Source organism: Amycolatopsis sp. CFH S0740, assembly GCF_004522315.1.
GTDB classification, from domain to species: Bacteria; Actinomycetota; Actinomycetes; order Mycobacteriales; family Pseudonocardiaceae; genus Amycolatopsis; species Amycolatopsis nivea.
Map to the genome: position 1 here is coordinate 92570 of NZ_SDLS01000019.1, position 14362 is coordinate 106931.

Below are 14362 nucleotides of genomic sequence, written 5' to 3' on the forward strand. Positions count from 1 at the left end.
CTGGCATGACCGCACCGATCCCCGGCTCGGAAATCTTCTCCAGCCGCCCGCTCGACCCCGACGCGCTCAGCCGGGCCGTCGGCGGGACCGTCCCGCTGCACACCGTCACCCAGGACCAGATCGACGCCGTCGACCCGCTCACCTACGAGGTGATCCGGCACCGGCTGTGGTCGGTCACCGACGAGATGGGAGAGGCGCTCAAGCGCATGTCCGGTTCCCCGATCGTCACCGACGCCAACGACTTCGACTTCGCCGTCAGCGACGAGGTGGGCCAAGAGGTCCAGGTGGGCCTTTACAACACGATGCTCGTCGGGGCCGTCGACCTCGCGATCTACTGGACGCTGGAGCACCGCTCCGCCAACCCCGGCATCGCCGACGGCGACATGTTCCTGTGCAACGACCCCTGGGTCGGCGGCGGGCTGCACCAGAGCGACGTCATCGTGTACCAGCCGATTTTCCACGACGGCAAGCTGTTCGCGTGGACCAGCGCGATCTGCCACGAACCTGATCTCGGCGGTTCCGGCCTCGGTTCGTTCGACCCGGGAGCCAAGGACGTCTTCTCCGAATCGGTGCCGACGCCGCCGATCAAGGTGGTCCGCGACCGCGTCCTGCAGCGCGACGTCGCCGACGCCTGGACCCGCCGCTCGCGCGTCCCGATGCTTGTGGGCCTCGACCTGCGCGCCAAGATCGGGGCCAACACCGTCGGCCGCGACCGGCTCCTCGCGGTGATCGAGCAGTACGGCGCGGACACCGTCAAGGCCGTGATGAAGCGGATGATGAACGACTCCGAGGCGCGGTTGCGCACCAAGCTGCGCGGGCTGCCGGACGGCACCTGGAAGGCCACCGGTTACCAGGACCAGGCGTCGACCGGCGACCGCCGGCTGCACAAGATCACCGTCGCGATGACCAAATCGGACGATCGCCTGGTCTTCGATTTCACCGGCACCGACCCGCAGGCGGGCGTCATCAACTGCACCTACGCCGGGATGCGCGGCGGAGTCATGCTCGCTGTGCTGCCGGTGCTGGCCGGCGACATCCCGTGGGCCGCGGGCGGGCTGATGCGCTGCTTCGAGCTGATCTCCGAAGAGGGCACCATCAACAACGCCACCTTCCCCGCCGCGGTCAGCCGGGGCCCGATCGGACCTGCCTGGCTCACCGGGAACCTGATCGCCGAATGCCTCGCGCAGATGCTCGACCGCGACGTCGACCTCGGCAAGAGCGTCCAGGCGTCGTGCTGCGGGACGTGGGACACCGCGATCGTGGCCGGGCTGGACGAGCGCGGCGAGCAGCCGGCACCGTTCCTGAACATCCTGATGGAGCCGATGGCGGGCGGCTACGGCGCGCGTCCGGTGGCCGACGGCATGGACACCGGCGGCCTGTTCTGCATTCCGATGGGTCGGATCCCGGACACCGAAATGACCGAATTCCTCTACCCGTTGCTGACGCTCTGGCGCCGGGAAGAACCCGACTCGGGCGGACCGGGGCGGATGCGCGGCGGGGTGAGCGCGTCGCTCGCCGTGACCCCGTACGGCAGCAGCTTGCCGATGGGGCTGGTGTTCGCGTCCGCAGGGAAGGCCGTTGCGCAGAACGGCGGCCTCGCGGGCGGACTCCCCGGCAACACCGGTCTCGAGATCCTGGCGCGCGATTCCGGAGTGCAGGAACTGCTTTCGTCGGGCCAGCTGCCGGGCAACCTCGAAGAACTCAATGGCACCAAGGAAATCGGCGCTTGCTACGCGGAGAGCTACCTGGCTCCCGGCGAGGTGCTGTACATGCACTGGCAGGGCGGCGGAGGCTACGGCGATCCGCTGCGCCGCGATGCCGACGCGGTCGCCTGGGATGTGGCCAACGGCAAGGTGACCGCTGAAGGTGCCCGCACCAACTACGGCGTCGTGATCGCGAACGGCGAACTCGACGAGTCCGCCACCGCCGAGTTGCGCGCGAGGATGCTGGACGAGCGGCGCGACCGTTCCGAGACGCCGCTTTCCCAAGAGGCGACAGTGGATCTGCGCAACGCGCGCCGGATCGACGACAACCTGGCCGAGGTCACCATCGGCGAGGCCCGCGTGATCGCCTGTGCGCACTGCGGCCGGCTGCTGGGCGACACCAAATCCGGGAAGCTGGCGCTGGCCCGCTACGAGGGGCCGTCGAGCGCGGCGGGACCGCAGGTGGTTTCGGCTCCGTCGGAGTACGTCGACGCCGAGGTCGTGTTCCGCCAGCAGTGCTGCCCGGGCTGCTGGTCGGCGGTCTACTCCGGCGTCGTTCCGGCCGACCACCCCGACCACGTCGGCGAACTGACCGCGCTGCTGACCGCCGCGCCGATCGACTGAGGAGCATTCAGTGACCGCATCCGACTGGGACGGGCGAGTGGTCCGGTACCCCGCCGATCGCGCCCGCCGCTACCGGGAGAGCGGCGAATGGAGCGACCTGCCGATCAGCGCGCGGCTGCACGAATCCGCGCTGCGGCAAGGCGATCGCCCCGCGCTCATTACCGCAGAAGGTGCCCTCACCTACCGCGAACTCGACGAGCGCACTGACCGGATCGCCGCCGGGCTGCGCAGCCTGGGCCTGCGCCGGCTCGACCCGGTGCTGTTCCAGTCGACCAACCGGACGGCGATCGTGCTCGCCTGGTACGGCTGTCTCAAGGCGGGCCTGGTGCCGGTGGCGACGCTGGCGCAGCACCGGATGCACGAGATCGGCCACATCAGCCGCAAGGTCGGCGCGGCGGCGCATCTGGTCGAGGCCGGGCTCGGGTTCGACCTGGTCGCGTTCGCCCGCCAGGTCGCCGAGGGACATCCGACGCTGCGCACCGTCCTCACCGTCGGCGCGCCGGAAGGAACGCACCGGATCGAGGACCTCGGCGCCGGGATCGATCCGGCGCGAGCACGGGCGTTCGTCGAAAGCGTCGAGGCGGAAACCGATCCGCAGGACGTCGCGGTGTTCCAATTGTCCGGCGGGACAACGGGAGTGCCGAAGGTGATCCCGCGGATCCACGCCGAGTACTGGAACAACGCGCTCCTGTACGCCCAGGCGCTGGGATGGGACGCCGACACCCGGCTCGCGCACCTCATCCCGGTCATCCACAACGCCGGCATCTCCTGCGCACTGCACGCCGCCCACTCGGTCGGCGCGACCCTGATCCTGGCCAATCCCGACCACGTCGCCGCGTTCGCGCTGATGGCGGAGCACGGCGTGACCGACGTCCTCATCGGGCACGGCCACTACCAGGCGCTCCGATCAGCCGAGTTCGACGCGGTCCTCCCCACGGTCCGGCGCACGGTGCTGTCCGGGGCGAAGGTTCCGCCGGACGTGTTCCGGCGCGTGGACGACGGCGAAACGCGGTGGGCCGGACAGATGTTCGGGATGTCCGAGGGGATGTTCCTGGCGAGCCGGGCCGGCGATCCGGAAGCCCTGCGCACGACGACCGTCGGCACGCCGATCGCGCCTTCGGACGAAGTCCGGATCCTCGAACCGGGCACCGAGACCGAAGTGCCGGACGGCGCGGTCGGCGAGTTGTGCTGCCGCGGCCCGTACACGATCCCGGGCTACTTCGACGCGCCCGAGCACAACGCGGTCGCGTTCACCTCGGACGGCTTCTACCGCACCGGCGACCTCGCCGCGGTCCACGTCGTCGACGGCCGCCGGCATGTGTCGATCGAGGGCCGGATCAAGGACCTGATCAACCGCGGCGGCGAGAAGGTCAACGCCGAGGAGGTCGAGGTGCTGCTGATGAAGCACCCGGACGTCGCGATCGCCTCGGTGGTCGCGATGCCCGACGCGCGGCTGGGGGAGAAGGCCTGCGCGTTCCTGGTGTCCGCGACCGGGCAGACCCTGACGATGCCCGAGGTGCAGCGGCATCTGGACGGGCTCGGCGTGGCCAAGTTCAAGTGGCCCGAACGCCTGGTCTGGGTGCCGGAACTGCCGAAGACCAACGTCGGGAAGATCGACAAGAAGCGCCTCCGGGCCGAAGCGGCGGCACCGCTCGCGGCCGGACCGACCCCGCGAGGAGCCGGAGCATGAAGCTCGACACCATCGCCGTCCTCGGCGGAGGGCCGGGCGGCCTGTACGCCGCCCGGCTGCTCAAACGCAGTCATCCCGGCGCCGAGGTGACGGTTTACGAACAAGGCGTGCCGGACAAGACCTTCGGATTCGGCGTCGGGCTGGCATCGCGGACGCAGCGGAATTTGCGGCTCGCCGACGAGGAATCGCTCGACAGCATCGTCGCCGCCTCGCACGGGCACGAGATGTCGATGCGCGTCGGCGACTCGGAGGTGCGTCTCGCGCACGGCGAACTGCTCGCCATCGGACGCGCGACCTTGTTGTCCGTACTGCAAAAGCACGCCGAAGCCGCCGGAGTGGAGCTGCGCTTCGGCGAGCGCCGGGCGGTGTCGGAGCTCGATGCCGACCTGATCGTCGCCGCCGACGGGATTTCGAGCGCGACCCGGACCGACCTGGCCGAGGAGTTCGGTCCGGAGATCGCCGAGGGCGAGGGCCTGTATCTGTGGTGCGGCACCGACTTCGCGCTGCCGCGGGCGATCTTCACCCCGGTCACTACCGAGCACGGCACCTTCGTCGCGCACGCCTATCCGTACGCCGCCGACCGCAGCACCTTCCTGATCGAAACCGACGAGCAGACGTGGCGGCGGGCGGGATTCGACGTTTCGACCCGCGAGACGCCCAACGGAGACAGCGACCAGCGCTCGCTCGGCTACCTCCAGGAGGCGTTTTCCGAGACCCTGCAAGGAAACCGGCTGATCGGCAATCGAACCAAATGGCTCCGGTTCCGCACGATCCGGTGCCGCCGCTGGCACACGCGCAACGTGGTCCTGCTCGGAGACGCCGCGCACACCGCGCATTACTCGATCGGTTCCGGGACGAAACTCGCCATGGAGGACGCGATCGCGCTCGACCGGGCCGTGCTCGTCGCCGACGGCCTCGACGACGCGCTCGCCGCATACGAGGCGGAGCGGCGGCCCGCCGTCGAACACCTGCAGTCCATCGCCGAACGCTCGATGGCGTGGTGGGACTCGTTCCCGGAGCGCCTGTCGATGCCGGTGGAGCAGCTGATGGTCGCGTACATGACGCGGGCCGGGAAGGTGCCCGTCGACCGGTTCGCGGAGTCCGCGCCGCAGGTCGCCGTCCCCGGTCTCGCCGCGTTCGGCGGGGTCGGGACCGACGAGGTCCCGTGCCCGGCCTCGGTCACGGAGTGGATCCTCGACCGGCCACTGACCGCGGGCGGGCGGAGGTTCCCCGGCCGCACCGCTCCGGAGGCGCTGCGGACCGCGGCCGGGACGCTGCCGGTCGAGATCTCGGTCCGGCCGTGGAGCCCCGAGGCGGCCGAACTGATCGCGGGCCTGCCACCCGCGAGCGCGTACTGGCTGACCGGCCCCGGCGACCGGGAGGCGACCCTCGACCGGCTGGACCTCGGCGAGCGCATCCGCCGCGCGACCGGCGCGCTCCTGGTCGCGGACGTGCCCGCCGGGTTCCGGGCCGTCGCCGCGGGCGCGCTCGCCAGCGAGCGTGTCGATCTCGTGGCCTTCACCGGGTGATGGACTAGCCTTGGCCGCTATGACTTCCCCTGCCGCCGACCCGCCGCCCAAACGCCGGGGCCGCCCCAGCGTGCGGCGCGAACTGGTCGAACGGGAGATCAAGGAGAACGCCGCCCGGCTGTTCGCCGAGCGCGGGGTCGCCGGGACGACGCTGCAGGACATCGCCGACGCGACCGGCCTGACCCGCCAGGCGGTCTACCACTACGTGGCGAGCAAGGACGACCTGTTCGCCCAGCTGGTCAGCGAGATCGCCGACCAGCCCGCCCAGCTGCTGCGCGAGATCAACGCGCTGACGGACCTGAGCCCGTCCGCGAAGCTGCGGCGCATGGCACAGACGCTGGCGCTGCACCAGATGGCCGACCCGGACCGGTTCCGGCTGATGATCCGGTCGGAATCCGACCTGCCGGAGCACCTCGCGAAATCCTACCGGGCGAGCCGAAGGCGCGTGCTGAAGGAACTCGTCGAGGTGATCGACGGCGGCATCGCCGACGGAAGCTTCCGCAACGTCAACGCGCGCACCGCGGCGCTCGGCGTCATCGGCATGCTCAACTGGATCGCCTGGTGGCACCAGGAAGGCGGCGACGACCAGGAAACCGCCGACCAGCTCGCGGAGATGGCCGTGCGCACCGTCCGGAGCGACGACCGCGCACCGGAATCCCCGACGGTGGAAGGGATTCTCGCCAACGTCCGGCTCGAGCTGGATCTGGTCGAGAGGCTGGCCCGCCCGGACGAATCCGGGCGGGCGTAAGACGTCCGGCGCGCGGCCAGTTCGGTCAGGCCCGCGCGGACAGCTCCTTTCGGACCCGGTCGGTCACGGCGTTCGTCGAAATGCCGTAGCGGTCGTGCAACGTCGGGAGCGCGCCGGCGGCCAGGAATTCGTCCGGCAGGGCGATCGGCACGACCTTCTTGCCGATGCCGCACCGGGCGAGGGCGGCGGCGACGGTCTCGAACAGGCCGCCGATCACGCTGTGGTTTTCGAGGGTGAACACCGGACGGTCGCCCGCGATCTGGGCGAGCACGGTCTCCTCGTCGAACGGCTTGAGCGTCGCGCAATGCACGACCGCCACGTCGATTCCCCGCTTCGCCAGCTGTTCGGCGGCGAGGAGGCCACGCATGGTCATCAGGCCGGAGGCCACGAAAACGGCGTCGTCGCCGGGCCGGACCAGTTTCGCTTTGCCGAGTTCGAAGGAGTAGTCGTAGTCGTCGAGGATCCGGGGGACCGCGCCGCGCAGCAGCCGGGTGTAGCTCGGGCCGGGGGCCGCGGCGAGCTGGGGCACGGCCTGCTCGATGTCCACCGCGTCGCACGGGTCCACAATGGTCAGTCCGGGCATCCCGCGCAGGATCGCGACGTCCTCGGTCGCCTGGTGGCTCGGGCCGTAGCCGGTGGTGAGGCCGGGCAACGCCGCGACGATGTTGACGTTGAGCCCCGGTTCGGCCATGTCGAGGCACAGGAAGTCGTAGGCGCGCCGGGTGGCGAACACCGAATAGGTGGCGGCGAACGGGATCTGGCCGACCTCGGCCATGCCCGCGGCGGCGGCCATCATCACCTGCTCGGCCATGCCCATCTGGAAGAACCGGTCCGGGAACGCGCGGGCGAACACGTGCATGTCGGTGTATTTCGCCAGATCCGCGGCGAGCCCGACGATCCGCTGGTCCGCCTCGGCCGCCTTGACGAGCGCGTCGCCGAACGGGGCCCGCGTCGTGCGCACCCCGGGGTCGGCGATCGAGGCGATCATCGCGGCCGAGCGCTGCGGCTGGGCGACGGTCATCGGCGGGTCCTCTTCTCGTGTCCGGCGGTCAGCTGCTCTTTGCACACAGGCCATTCCTCGGCGGCGATCTTCATGAAGTGGAGCTTTTCCCGGCCTTCGAGCAACGGGACGCCCTTGCCGACCACGGTGTCGCAGATGACCAGGTGCGGCTGTCCGACGGCCGACGCGTTGCCGGTCGCCTCGTCCACCGCGCGCAGCAACGCCTCGGGATCGTTGCCGTCGACGCGTTGCACGTGCCAGCCGAAGGCGCGCCAGCGGTCTTCTTGGCGGTCGAGGGCGAGGACGTCACGGGTCGGTCCGTCCGCTTGCAGCCCGTTCATGTCGACGAACGCGACGAGGTTGCCGAGCTGCCAGCTCGCCGCGCTCATCGCGGCCTCCCACGTCGACCCTTCGTTGAGTTCGCCGTCGCTGAACAGCGTGAAGACCCGTTGCCCGGTCCGGCCTTGCGCGCGCAGCCCGAGGCACATCCCGACGGCGAGCCCCAGCCCGTGGCCGAGCGAACCGCCGGAGATCTCGGCGCCGGGCGTGTAGGTGGCCATCGCCGACATCGGCAGCCGCGAGCCGTCCGCGGCGTAGGTCGCCAGTTCTTCGCGGGGGAGCACCCCGGCCTCGGCGAGTGCGGAGTAGAGCAGCAGGGCGTAGTGGCCGACGGACAGGAGGAACCGGTCGCGGTCCGGCCACTCCGGATCCGCCGGGTCGAAGCGCAGGACGTCGCGGTAGAGCACGGCGAGAAGGTCGGCCGCGCCGAGCGCCTGCCCGACGTAGCCCTCGCCCTGCGCTTCGCCCTCGTCGAGGACGCCCATCCGGATGCGGTACGCCGATTCCGCGCAGGCGTCCAGCCGTCGCCGGAACGAAGTCGGCGTCATCAGGTCGAGACTCACAGCGATTTTCCTTTCGGCGACAGGGATTCAGGCGGCGGGCTGGGCGGCCGGCGCGGAGCTCGCGACCGCCGCGCGGGCCGCCTCGCGCTCCGCGCGGCCCCAGGTTTCCCGGGTCACCAGCGCCGAGACGAGGCCGAGCAGCGAGAACGCGAGGAACAGCAGCGCCGGGCCGAGCCAGCCCATGCCGAGGAACAGCAGCGTCGTGACGAACGGGGTGAGACCGGAGATCATCGCCGAGATCTGATAGGCCAGCGCGGCGCCCGAGGAGCGGGTGCCCGCCTGGAACAGCTCCGGGAACCACGCGCCCTGCGATCCGGCGAGCGCGTTCTGGCAGACGCCGTAGGAGACGACGACGGTGCACACGATCGCGATCAGCGTGCCGGTGTTGACGAGCAGGAACATCGGGATCGCCCACAGCGCGGCGAACAGCGTCACCCAGACGTACACCGAGCGGCGGCCGACCCGGTCGGTGAGCGCGCCCCAGCCGACGGTCGCGGCGATGCCGATCGCCGAGGCGATGCACAGCGCCAGGATCGTTTCCCCGCTGCTGGCGAGCTTTTCCGACTTCAGGTACGAGATCAGGTAGGTGATCGACACCGCGTAGCCCGCCGTCTCGGCGATCCGCAGGCCGATGCCGCGCACCACGTTGCGCCAGTCGTCGCGCAGCACCGCCGCGATCGGGGCCTTCACCAGGTCGCCGCTGTCGCGCACGTCCTGGAACACCGGCGATTCCGGCACCTTCGCCCGCAGCACCAGCCCGACGATCACCAGCACCAGGCTGGCCAGGAACGGTACCCGCCACGCCCAGTCGCCGGGCAGGTTCACCGACACGAGGAACACCAGGTTCGCCAGCAGCAGCCCGATCGGGAACCCGGACTGCACGATCCCGGTGAACCTGCCCTTGCGCAGCCACGGCGCGTGCTCGTAGGTCATCAGGATCGCGCCGCTCCACTCGGCGCCGTAGGCGAGGCCCTGCACGATCCGGACGGTCACCAGCAGGACCGGCGCGAGCACGCCCGCCGTCGCGTAGGTCGGCAGCAGGCCGATGGCGAAGGTCGCCAATCCCATGATGATGAGCGACGCCACCAGCACCGGCTTGCGCCCGATCCGGTCGCCGAGGTGCCCGCCGACGATCCCGCCGAGCGGCCGCGCGATGAATCCGACGCCGAGGGTCGCGAACGCCGACAGCGTGCCGGCGATGGGCGACGCGCCGGGGAAGAAGGCGTGGCCGAGGTAGAGCGCCGCGGCGGTGCCGAACCCGATGAAGTCGTAGCTCTCGATCACGGCCCCGGCGGTGGAGCCCCAGGCCACCCGGCGGGCGTCCGCGGTGCCGTGCACCGGGCCCCGCATGGTGAGCGCTTCGCTGCGCATGTCGATCGCCTCTCTCTTCCAGCGGCCGTCTCGACAGTAATCGAGCTGCCTGGCTGTCAACAATGGAGCGTATCGTGCGCTCTGCTGACTGCTCTGTCAACAGTGAATTCCGGAGAGAATCCCTTGTGAGAACTGATCATTGGTCATCGGCTTGTCTGTTGACACTTCTCTGTTAACATTGCCGACCATGGAACGCCTCCCCGCGCCGGGCTGCTCCACGATCAGCTTCCGGCACCTGCCTCTCCCCGCCGCGCTGGCGGTTGTCGCGGACTGCGGCTTCGCCGAGATCGACCTCGGCGCGCTGCCCGGGGTCTGCGACCACGTGCCGTACGACCTCACCGACGCGGCGGTGCGCATCGTCGCCGGGCAGGTGCGCGCGTCCGGGCTGGCGGTGCGCTCGGTCAACGGCGACGTCGGCGACCTGAACCGCCCGCTCGTCCCGGCGGAGGCGGCGGACCGGGCGGCCCATCTGCGGCGGCTGCTCGACCTGGCCGCCGCGTGCGGGGCGCGGGCGCTCGTGCTGCCGTGCGGCGCGTCGTCGCACGAGCCGGTGACGAGCCTGGAAGCGGACCTGGACCTCGTCGCCGACCAGTTGGGCCGGGCGGCGGCGCTGGCCGCGAGCCGGGGCCTCGAGCTGTGGTGCGAAGCGCCGCATCTTTACCGGCTCTGCCACACGGTCGACCTCGCCGGGCAGCTGGCCGACCGGCTCGACCCGGCGGTCGGGCTGGTCCTCGACACCAGCCACATCGTCGCGTCCGGCGGCGACCCGGCCGCGTTCGCGCACCGGTTCGCCGGACGGATCGCGCACGTCCACCTCCGCGACGCGACGCCGGGCCAGATCAACCTGAGCATCGGCAACGGCGACGTGGACTTCGCCGCGACCTTCGCCGCGCTGCGCGCCACCGGCTACCGCGGCCACAGCTCTCTCGAACTCGAGACGCGGGACGTCACCGACGAGGAACGTCCGGCCGCCGCGGTCAAAGCCGCCGCCTATCTCGCCGCTCTCTGATTTCCCTTCTGACGCCAAGGAGACAACGGACATGACCGGAACCCGTCGCACCGCCGTGATCACCGGAGCCGGCGCGCCCCGCGGAATCGGCCGCGCCACCGCCGCCCGCTTCGCCAGGGACGGCTGGGCGGTCGTCGTGCTCGACCTCGACGAGCCCGCCGCGAAGGAAGTGGCCGACGAACTCGCGGCGACCGGTGCGACCGCCTTCTCGCACGGCGTCGACGTCGCCGACGAAGCGTCCGTGCTCGCCGCGTACGCGGCCGTGCGGGCCGAGGTCGACGCGGGCCGCCTGCCCGGCGTCGGCGCGGTCGTCAACATCGCGGGCATCACCTCGCCGGTGCCGTTCCTGGAGACGACGCTCGACCTGTGGAACAAGGTGCTGGCGGTCAACGCGACCGGCACCTACCTGGTCACGAAAGCGTTCCTGCCCGACCTGATCGAGGCGGGCTGGGGACGGATCGTGAACATGTCCTCGGTGTCGGCGCAGCAGGGCGGCGGCGTGTTCGGCCGGACCCCGTACAGCACGGCGAAAGCCGCGATCCTCGGCTTCACCAAGGCGCTGGCGCGGGAACTGGGCGACGCCGGGGTGACGGTGAACGCGGTCGCGCCCGGCGCGGTCGAGACCGACATCCGCGCCGAATCGACCACCGCCGAACTGGAAGCCGCGATCACCCGCAGCGTCCCGCTCGGCCGGCAGGCCACCGCGGACGACGTCGCCGGGGTGATCGCCTGGCTCGCCACCGACGACGCGGGCTACCTGCAGGGCACCACGATCGACGTCAACGGCGGCTCGTTCCTCCACTGACCCTCCCTTGAGGACGGAGCACACGCGATGACCTACCTCTACGACGATCCGGCGGCGTTCGCCGAGGACGCGCTCGCCGGGTTCTGCGATCTGCACGCAGGCGCGGTGCGGCGGGTGCCCGGCGGCGCGGTGCGCGCGGACCGGCCCGCCCGGCCGAAAGTCGCGGTGCTGCCGGGCGGCGGATCCGGGCACTACCCGGCGTTCTACGGCGTGATCGGGCCGGGTTTCGCCGACGGCGCGGTGAGCGGCAACCTCTTCACCTCGCCGTCCGCGCAGGACGCCTGTTCGGTGGCGGCAGCCGCGGATTCCGGCGCCGGAGTGGTGTTCAGCTACGGCAACTACGCGGGCGACGTGCTCAACTTCGGTCTCGCCGCGGAATCGCTGCGGGCACGCGGGATCCGCGCGGAACACGTCGTGGTCACCGACGACATCGCCAGCGCCCCGCCGCAACAAGCGGAGCAGCGGCGCGGCATCGCCGGCGACTTCGTGGTCTTCAAAATCCTTGGCGCGGCCGCCGAAGAAGGCCTGGATCTCGACGCGGTCGTGCGCGCCGGGCGCAAGGCCAACGCGGCGACCCGCACGATCGGCACCGCGTTCTCCGGCTGCACGTTCCCCGGCTCGGACACCCCGCTGTTCACCGTCCCGGACGGGCAGATGGGGCTGGGCCTCGGCATTCACGGCGAACCCGGGCTGCGCGACCTCCCGCTCCCGTCCGCCGCCGTCCTGGCCGAGGACTTCGTCGGCCGGATCCTCGCCGAAAAGCCCGGCGGTGCGGGCGATCGCGTCGCGGTGGTGCTCAACGGCCTCGGTTCGGTCAAGCACGAGGAACTGTTCGTGCTGTGGACCCGGATCGCCGCGCTGCTGCGGGAATCCGGCCACACGCCGGTGCTCCCGGAGGTCGGCGAACTGGTCACCAGCCTCGACATGGCGGGCGTTTCACTCACCGTGACCTGGCTGGACGAGGAACTGGAACGCTGGTGGCGCGCGCCCGCCGCCACGCCCGCCTTCCGTCGCGGCGAAACCCGGCACGAACCGGCCGCCGCTCCGGCAGCCGAGGTCGTGGCCGAACCCGCTGCGCCGCGTTACGCCGCTGCCTCGCCTGAGTCGCGAAAGCTCGCCGAAGCGGTGCTGGACGGCCTGCGCGCGGTCCGAAAAGCCTTGCACGGAGCCGAAACCGAGCTGGGTGCCATCGATGCCGTCGCAGGGGACGGCGACCACGGACGCGGCATGGTCCGCGGCATCGACGCTGCTCTCGCGGGCGCCGAGTCCGCCTGGCACGACGGGGCGGGCGCGGGCGATTGCCTCGCGGCCGCCGGGGACGAGTGGGCCGCTCGGGCCGGTGGCACGTCCGGTGTCCTGTGGGGCGCCGGGTTGCGCGCGGCAGGAGAGGCCATCGGTGCGGAATCGGGGGTCGTCGACGTCCGGGTCGTGGTCGACGCGTTCGCCGACCGGGTCGTGCGACTCGGCGGCGCCGAACCGGGCGACAAGACGATGGTCGACGCGCTCGAACCGTTCCGTACCGCGCTGGTGGTGGGGAAGCCGTGGGCGGAAGCGGCCGCGGTCGCGGAAGCCGCGGCGCGGGACACCGCCGCGCTGACCCCGAAGAAAGGCCGGGCGCGCCCGCTGGCCGAACGCAGTGTCGGCACCCCGGACGCCGGTGCCGTTTCCCTCGCACTGATCGTGCGCACTCTCGCGGAAGGAATCCGATGACCTACCGGATCGCGGTCGGCTGCGACGACGCCGGCCTGGACTACAAGGAACAACTCGCCCGCGACCTGCGCGCGGATCCGCGGGTGTCAGAGGTGCTCGACCTCGGCGTGCACCGCGGCGCCGAGGACGAACACCGGCCGTACCCGGAGATCGGGCTCGCCGCGGGGGAGGCGATCCGGGCGGGCACGGTCGACCGCGCGGTGCTGGTGTGCGGGACCGGGATCGGCATGGCGCTCTCGGCGAACAAGGTGCCCGGGATCCGCGCGGCCACCGCGCACGATTCGTTCTCCGCGGAACGCTCGGTGCTGTCCAACAACTGCCAGGTGCTTGCCCTGGGCCAGCGCGTGATCGGTCTCGAACTCGCCCGCCGGCTCGTGCGCGAATGGCTCGGGTACGCCTTCGACGACCGGTCGCCGAGCGCGGCGAAGGTACAGTTGCTCGACGACTACGAACGGTGCTGACGCCGAGTCAGAGAGGAGGCGTGCGGTGAGCCGTCCGGCTTCGGCCAGCCAACCCGGCCGCAACCTGCGCCAGATGGCGGTCGACACGCTGCGCGAGGCGATCACCACCGGCCAGTTCCCGCCCGGCAGCCACCTCGGCGAGGTCCAGGTGTCCGAGCAGCTCGGGATCAGCCGGGGCACCCTGCGCGAGGCACTGCGCGAGCTGCAGCAGGAAGGCCTGGTCTCGTACGGCGAGCGGGGTCGCGTCACCGTGCGCTCGATCAACGAGAAGGACATCATCAACACCTTCACCGTGCGCGCCGCGCTGGAGGCGCTCGCGGGGGAGACGCTGGCCTCGAGTTACTACCGGGAGGAGCACTGCGCCAAGCTGCGGAAAGCGGTCGATGCGATGGCTCGTGCGGAGCGGGTGTCGCTGGAGGCGCAGATCGAGGCTGATCTGGCGTTCCATGAGCTGCTTGTGGAGCTTACGGACAACGATGCGCTGGTGCGGTCCTGGAAGCTGCTCGAGGGGGCGATTCGGATGTGCATCATGTATCGGGGGCTTGAGCGGGCGCTGTCGAATATGAGTGCTGGGCGGCATTTGGAGATCGTCACTGCTATTGAGTCGGGGGATCCGGTTAAGACTCAGCAGGTGATTTCGGATCATATGGCGGCTACTGGGCAGGCGTTGTTGTTCGGGACTGTGCGGACTCGGCCTCGTATTGATCTTGGGTAGTCGGCTGTTCTTCTTCGGCTCGTCGCCTGGCGGCGACATTGCGCCCATTGGTTGCGTGGGGCACCCCGAAGTTTGATTGTGCTGACGGTCTGGGG

The 14362-nt window shown here is 70.9% G+C and carries 12 protein-coding genes; 9 read left to right on the forward strand and 3 right to left on the reverse strand.

Annotation, left to right across the window (positions count from 1 at the left end; all coding sequences use genetic code 11):
• Positions 1-5: 5 nt before the first annotated feature.
• Genes EIZ45_RS28545 through EIZ45_RS28560 form a run of 4 tightly spaced genes read left to right on the forward strand, consistent with a single transcriptional unit; the run spans position 6 to position 6294 of the window.
• The gene (locus EIZ45_RS28545; protein ID WP_134666779.1) at positions 6-2327 is read left to right on the forward strand and encodes a hydantoinase B/oxoprolinase family protein; all 2322 of its coding nucleotides are present in this window, start codon (positions 6-8) and stop codon (positions 2325-2327) included.
• Between the two features lie 10 nt (positions 2328-2337).
• The gene (locus tag EIZ45_RS28550) at positions 2338-4017 is read left to right on the forward strand and encodes a (2,3-dihydroxybenzoyl)adenylate synthase (protein WP_134666777.1); all 1680 of its coding nucleotides are present in this window, start codon (positions 2338-2340) and stop codon (positions 4015-4017) included.
• Positions 4014-5546: an FAD-dependent monooxygenase gene (locus EIZ45_RS28555; protein WP_134666775.1), complete on the forward strand. Its 1533-nt coding sequence runs from the start codon at positions 4014-4016 to the stop codon at positions 5544-5546. The genes EIZ45_RS28550 and EIZ45_RS28555 overlap by 4 nt, the downstream gene beginning before the upstream one ends.
• A 19-nt stretch (positions 5547-5565) precedes the next feature.
• Complete coding sequence (locus EIZ45_RS28560) at positions 5566-6294, forward strand: TetR family transcriptional regulator (protein WP_134666773.1); 729 nt, start codon at positions 5566-5568, stop codon at positions 6292-6294.
• Positions 6295-6319: 25 nt separating this feature from the next.
• On the opposite strand, the gene EIZ45_RS28565 is transcribed toward EIZ45_RS28560, so the two are convergent.
• The 3 genes from EIZ45_RS28565 to EIZ45_RS28575 are packed head-to-tail and all read right to left on the reverse strand — an operon-like array spanning position 6320 to position 9567.
• Complete coding sequence (locus tag EIZ45_RS28565) at positions 6320-7315, reverse strand: transketolase family protein (RefSeq protein WP_134666771.1); 996 nt, start codon at positions 7313-7315, stop codon at positions 6320-6322.
• On the reverse strand, positions 7312-8196 hold the full coding sequence (locus tag EIZ45_RS28570) for a transketolase (RefSeq protein WP_308196535.1): 885 nt from the start codon (positions 8194-8196) through the stop codon (positions 7312-7314). Before EIZ45_RS28570 ends, EIZ45_RS28565 begins: the two co-directional genes overlap by 4 nt.
• 27 nt (positions 8197-8223) lie before the next feature.
• The gene (locus tag EIZ45_RS28575; protein WP_043834145.1) at positions 8224-9567 is read right to left on the reverse strand and encodes an MFS transporter; all 1344 of its coding nucleotides are present in this window, start codon (positions 9565-9567) and stop codon (positions 8224-8226) included.
• Positions 9568-9754: 187 nt separating this feature from the next.
• Between EIZ45_RS28575 and EIZ45_RS28580 the strand changes: the two genes are divergently transcribed.
• Genes EIZ45_RS28580 through EIZ45_RS28600 form a run of 5 tightly spaced genes read left to right on the forward strand, consistent with a single transcriptional unit; the run spans position 9755 to position 14267 of the window.
• Positions 9755-10576, forward strand: coding sequence for a sugar phosphate isomerase/epimerase (locus tag EIZ45_RS28580; RefSeq protein WP_134666770.1), 822 nt, complete (start codon positions 9755-9757; stop codon positions 10574-10576).
• Positions 10577-10607: 31 nt separating this feature from the next.
• On the forward strand, positions 10608-11381 hold the full coding sequence (locus EIZ45_RS28585) for an SDR family NAD(P)-dependent oxidoreductase (protein ID WP_134666768.1): 774 nt from the start codon (positions 10608-10610) through the stop codon (positions 11379-11381).
• A 27-nt stretch (positions 11382-11408) separates the two neighbouring features.
• On the forward strand, positions 11409-13091 hold the full coding sequence (locus tag EIZ45_RS28590) for a dihydroxyacetone kinase family protein (RefSeq protein ID WP_037812667.1): 1683 nt from the start codon (positions 11409-11411) through the stop codon (positions 13089-13091).
• Complete coding sequence (locus EIZ45_RS28595; RefSeq protein WP_037812664.1) at positions 13088-13552, forward strand: ribose-5-phosphate isomerase; 465 nt, start codon at positions 13088-13090, stop codon at positions 13550-13552. Before EIZ45_RS28590 ends, EIZ45_RS28595 begins: the two co-directional genes overlap by 4 nt.
• A 25-nt stretch (positions 13553-13577) precedes the next feature.
• Positions 13578-14267, forward strand: a complete 690-nt coding sequence (locus tag EIZ45_RS28600) for a GntR family transcriptional regulator (RefSeq protein ID WP_199817629.1) — start codon at positions 13578-13580, stop codon at positions 14265-14267.
• The last annotated feature ends 95 nt before the right edge of the window (positions 14268-14362 follow it).

Coding starts and splice junctions, on each gene's coding strand:
- EIZ45_RS28545 (WP_134666779.1), top strand. CDS start 6: ATGACCGCACCGATCCCCGGCTCGGAAATCTTCTCCAGCCGCCCGCTC.
- EIZ45_RS28555 (WP_134666775.1), top strand. CDS start 4,014: ATGAAGCTCGACACCATCGCCGTCCTCGGCGGAGGGCCGGGCGGCCTG.
- EIZ45_RS28560 (WP_134666773.1), top strand. CDS start 5,566: ATGACTTCCCCTGCCGCCGACCCGCCGCCCAAACGCCGGGGCCGCCCC.
- EIZ45_RS28565 (WP_134666771.1), bottom strand. CDS start 7,315: ATGACCGTCGCCCAGCCGCAGCGCTCGGCCGCGATGATCGCCTCGATC.
- EIZ45_RS28575 (WP_043834145.1), bottom strand. CDS start 9,567: ATGCGCAGCGAAGCGCTCACCATGCGGGGCCCGGTGCACGGCACCGCG.
- EIZ45_RS28580 (WP_134666770.1), top strand. CDS start 9,755: ATGGAACGCCTCCCCGCGCCGGGCTGCTCCACGATCAGCTTCCGGCAC.
- EIZ45_RS28585 (WP_134666768.1), top strand. CDS start 10,608: ATGACCGGAACCCGTCGCACCGCCGTGATCACCGGAGCCGGCGCGCCC.
- EIZ45_RS28590 (WP_037812667.1), top strand. CDS start 11,409: ATGACCTACCTCTACGACGATCCGGCGGCGTTCGCCGAGGACGCGCTC.
- EIZ45_RS28595 (WP_037812664.1), top strand. CDS start 13,088: ATGACCTACCGGATCGCGGTCGGCTGCGACGACGCCGGCCTGGACTAC.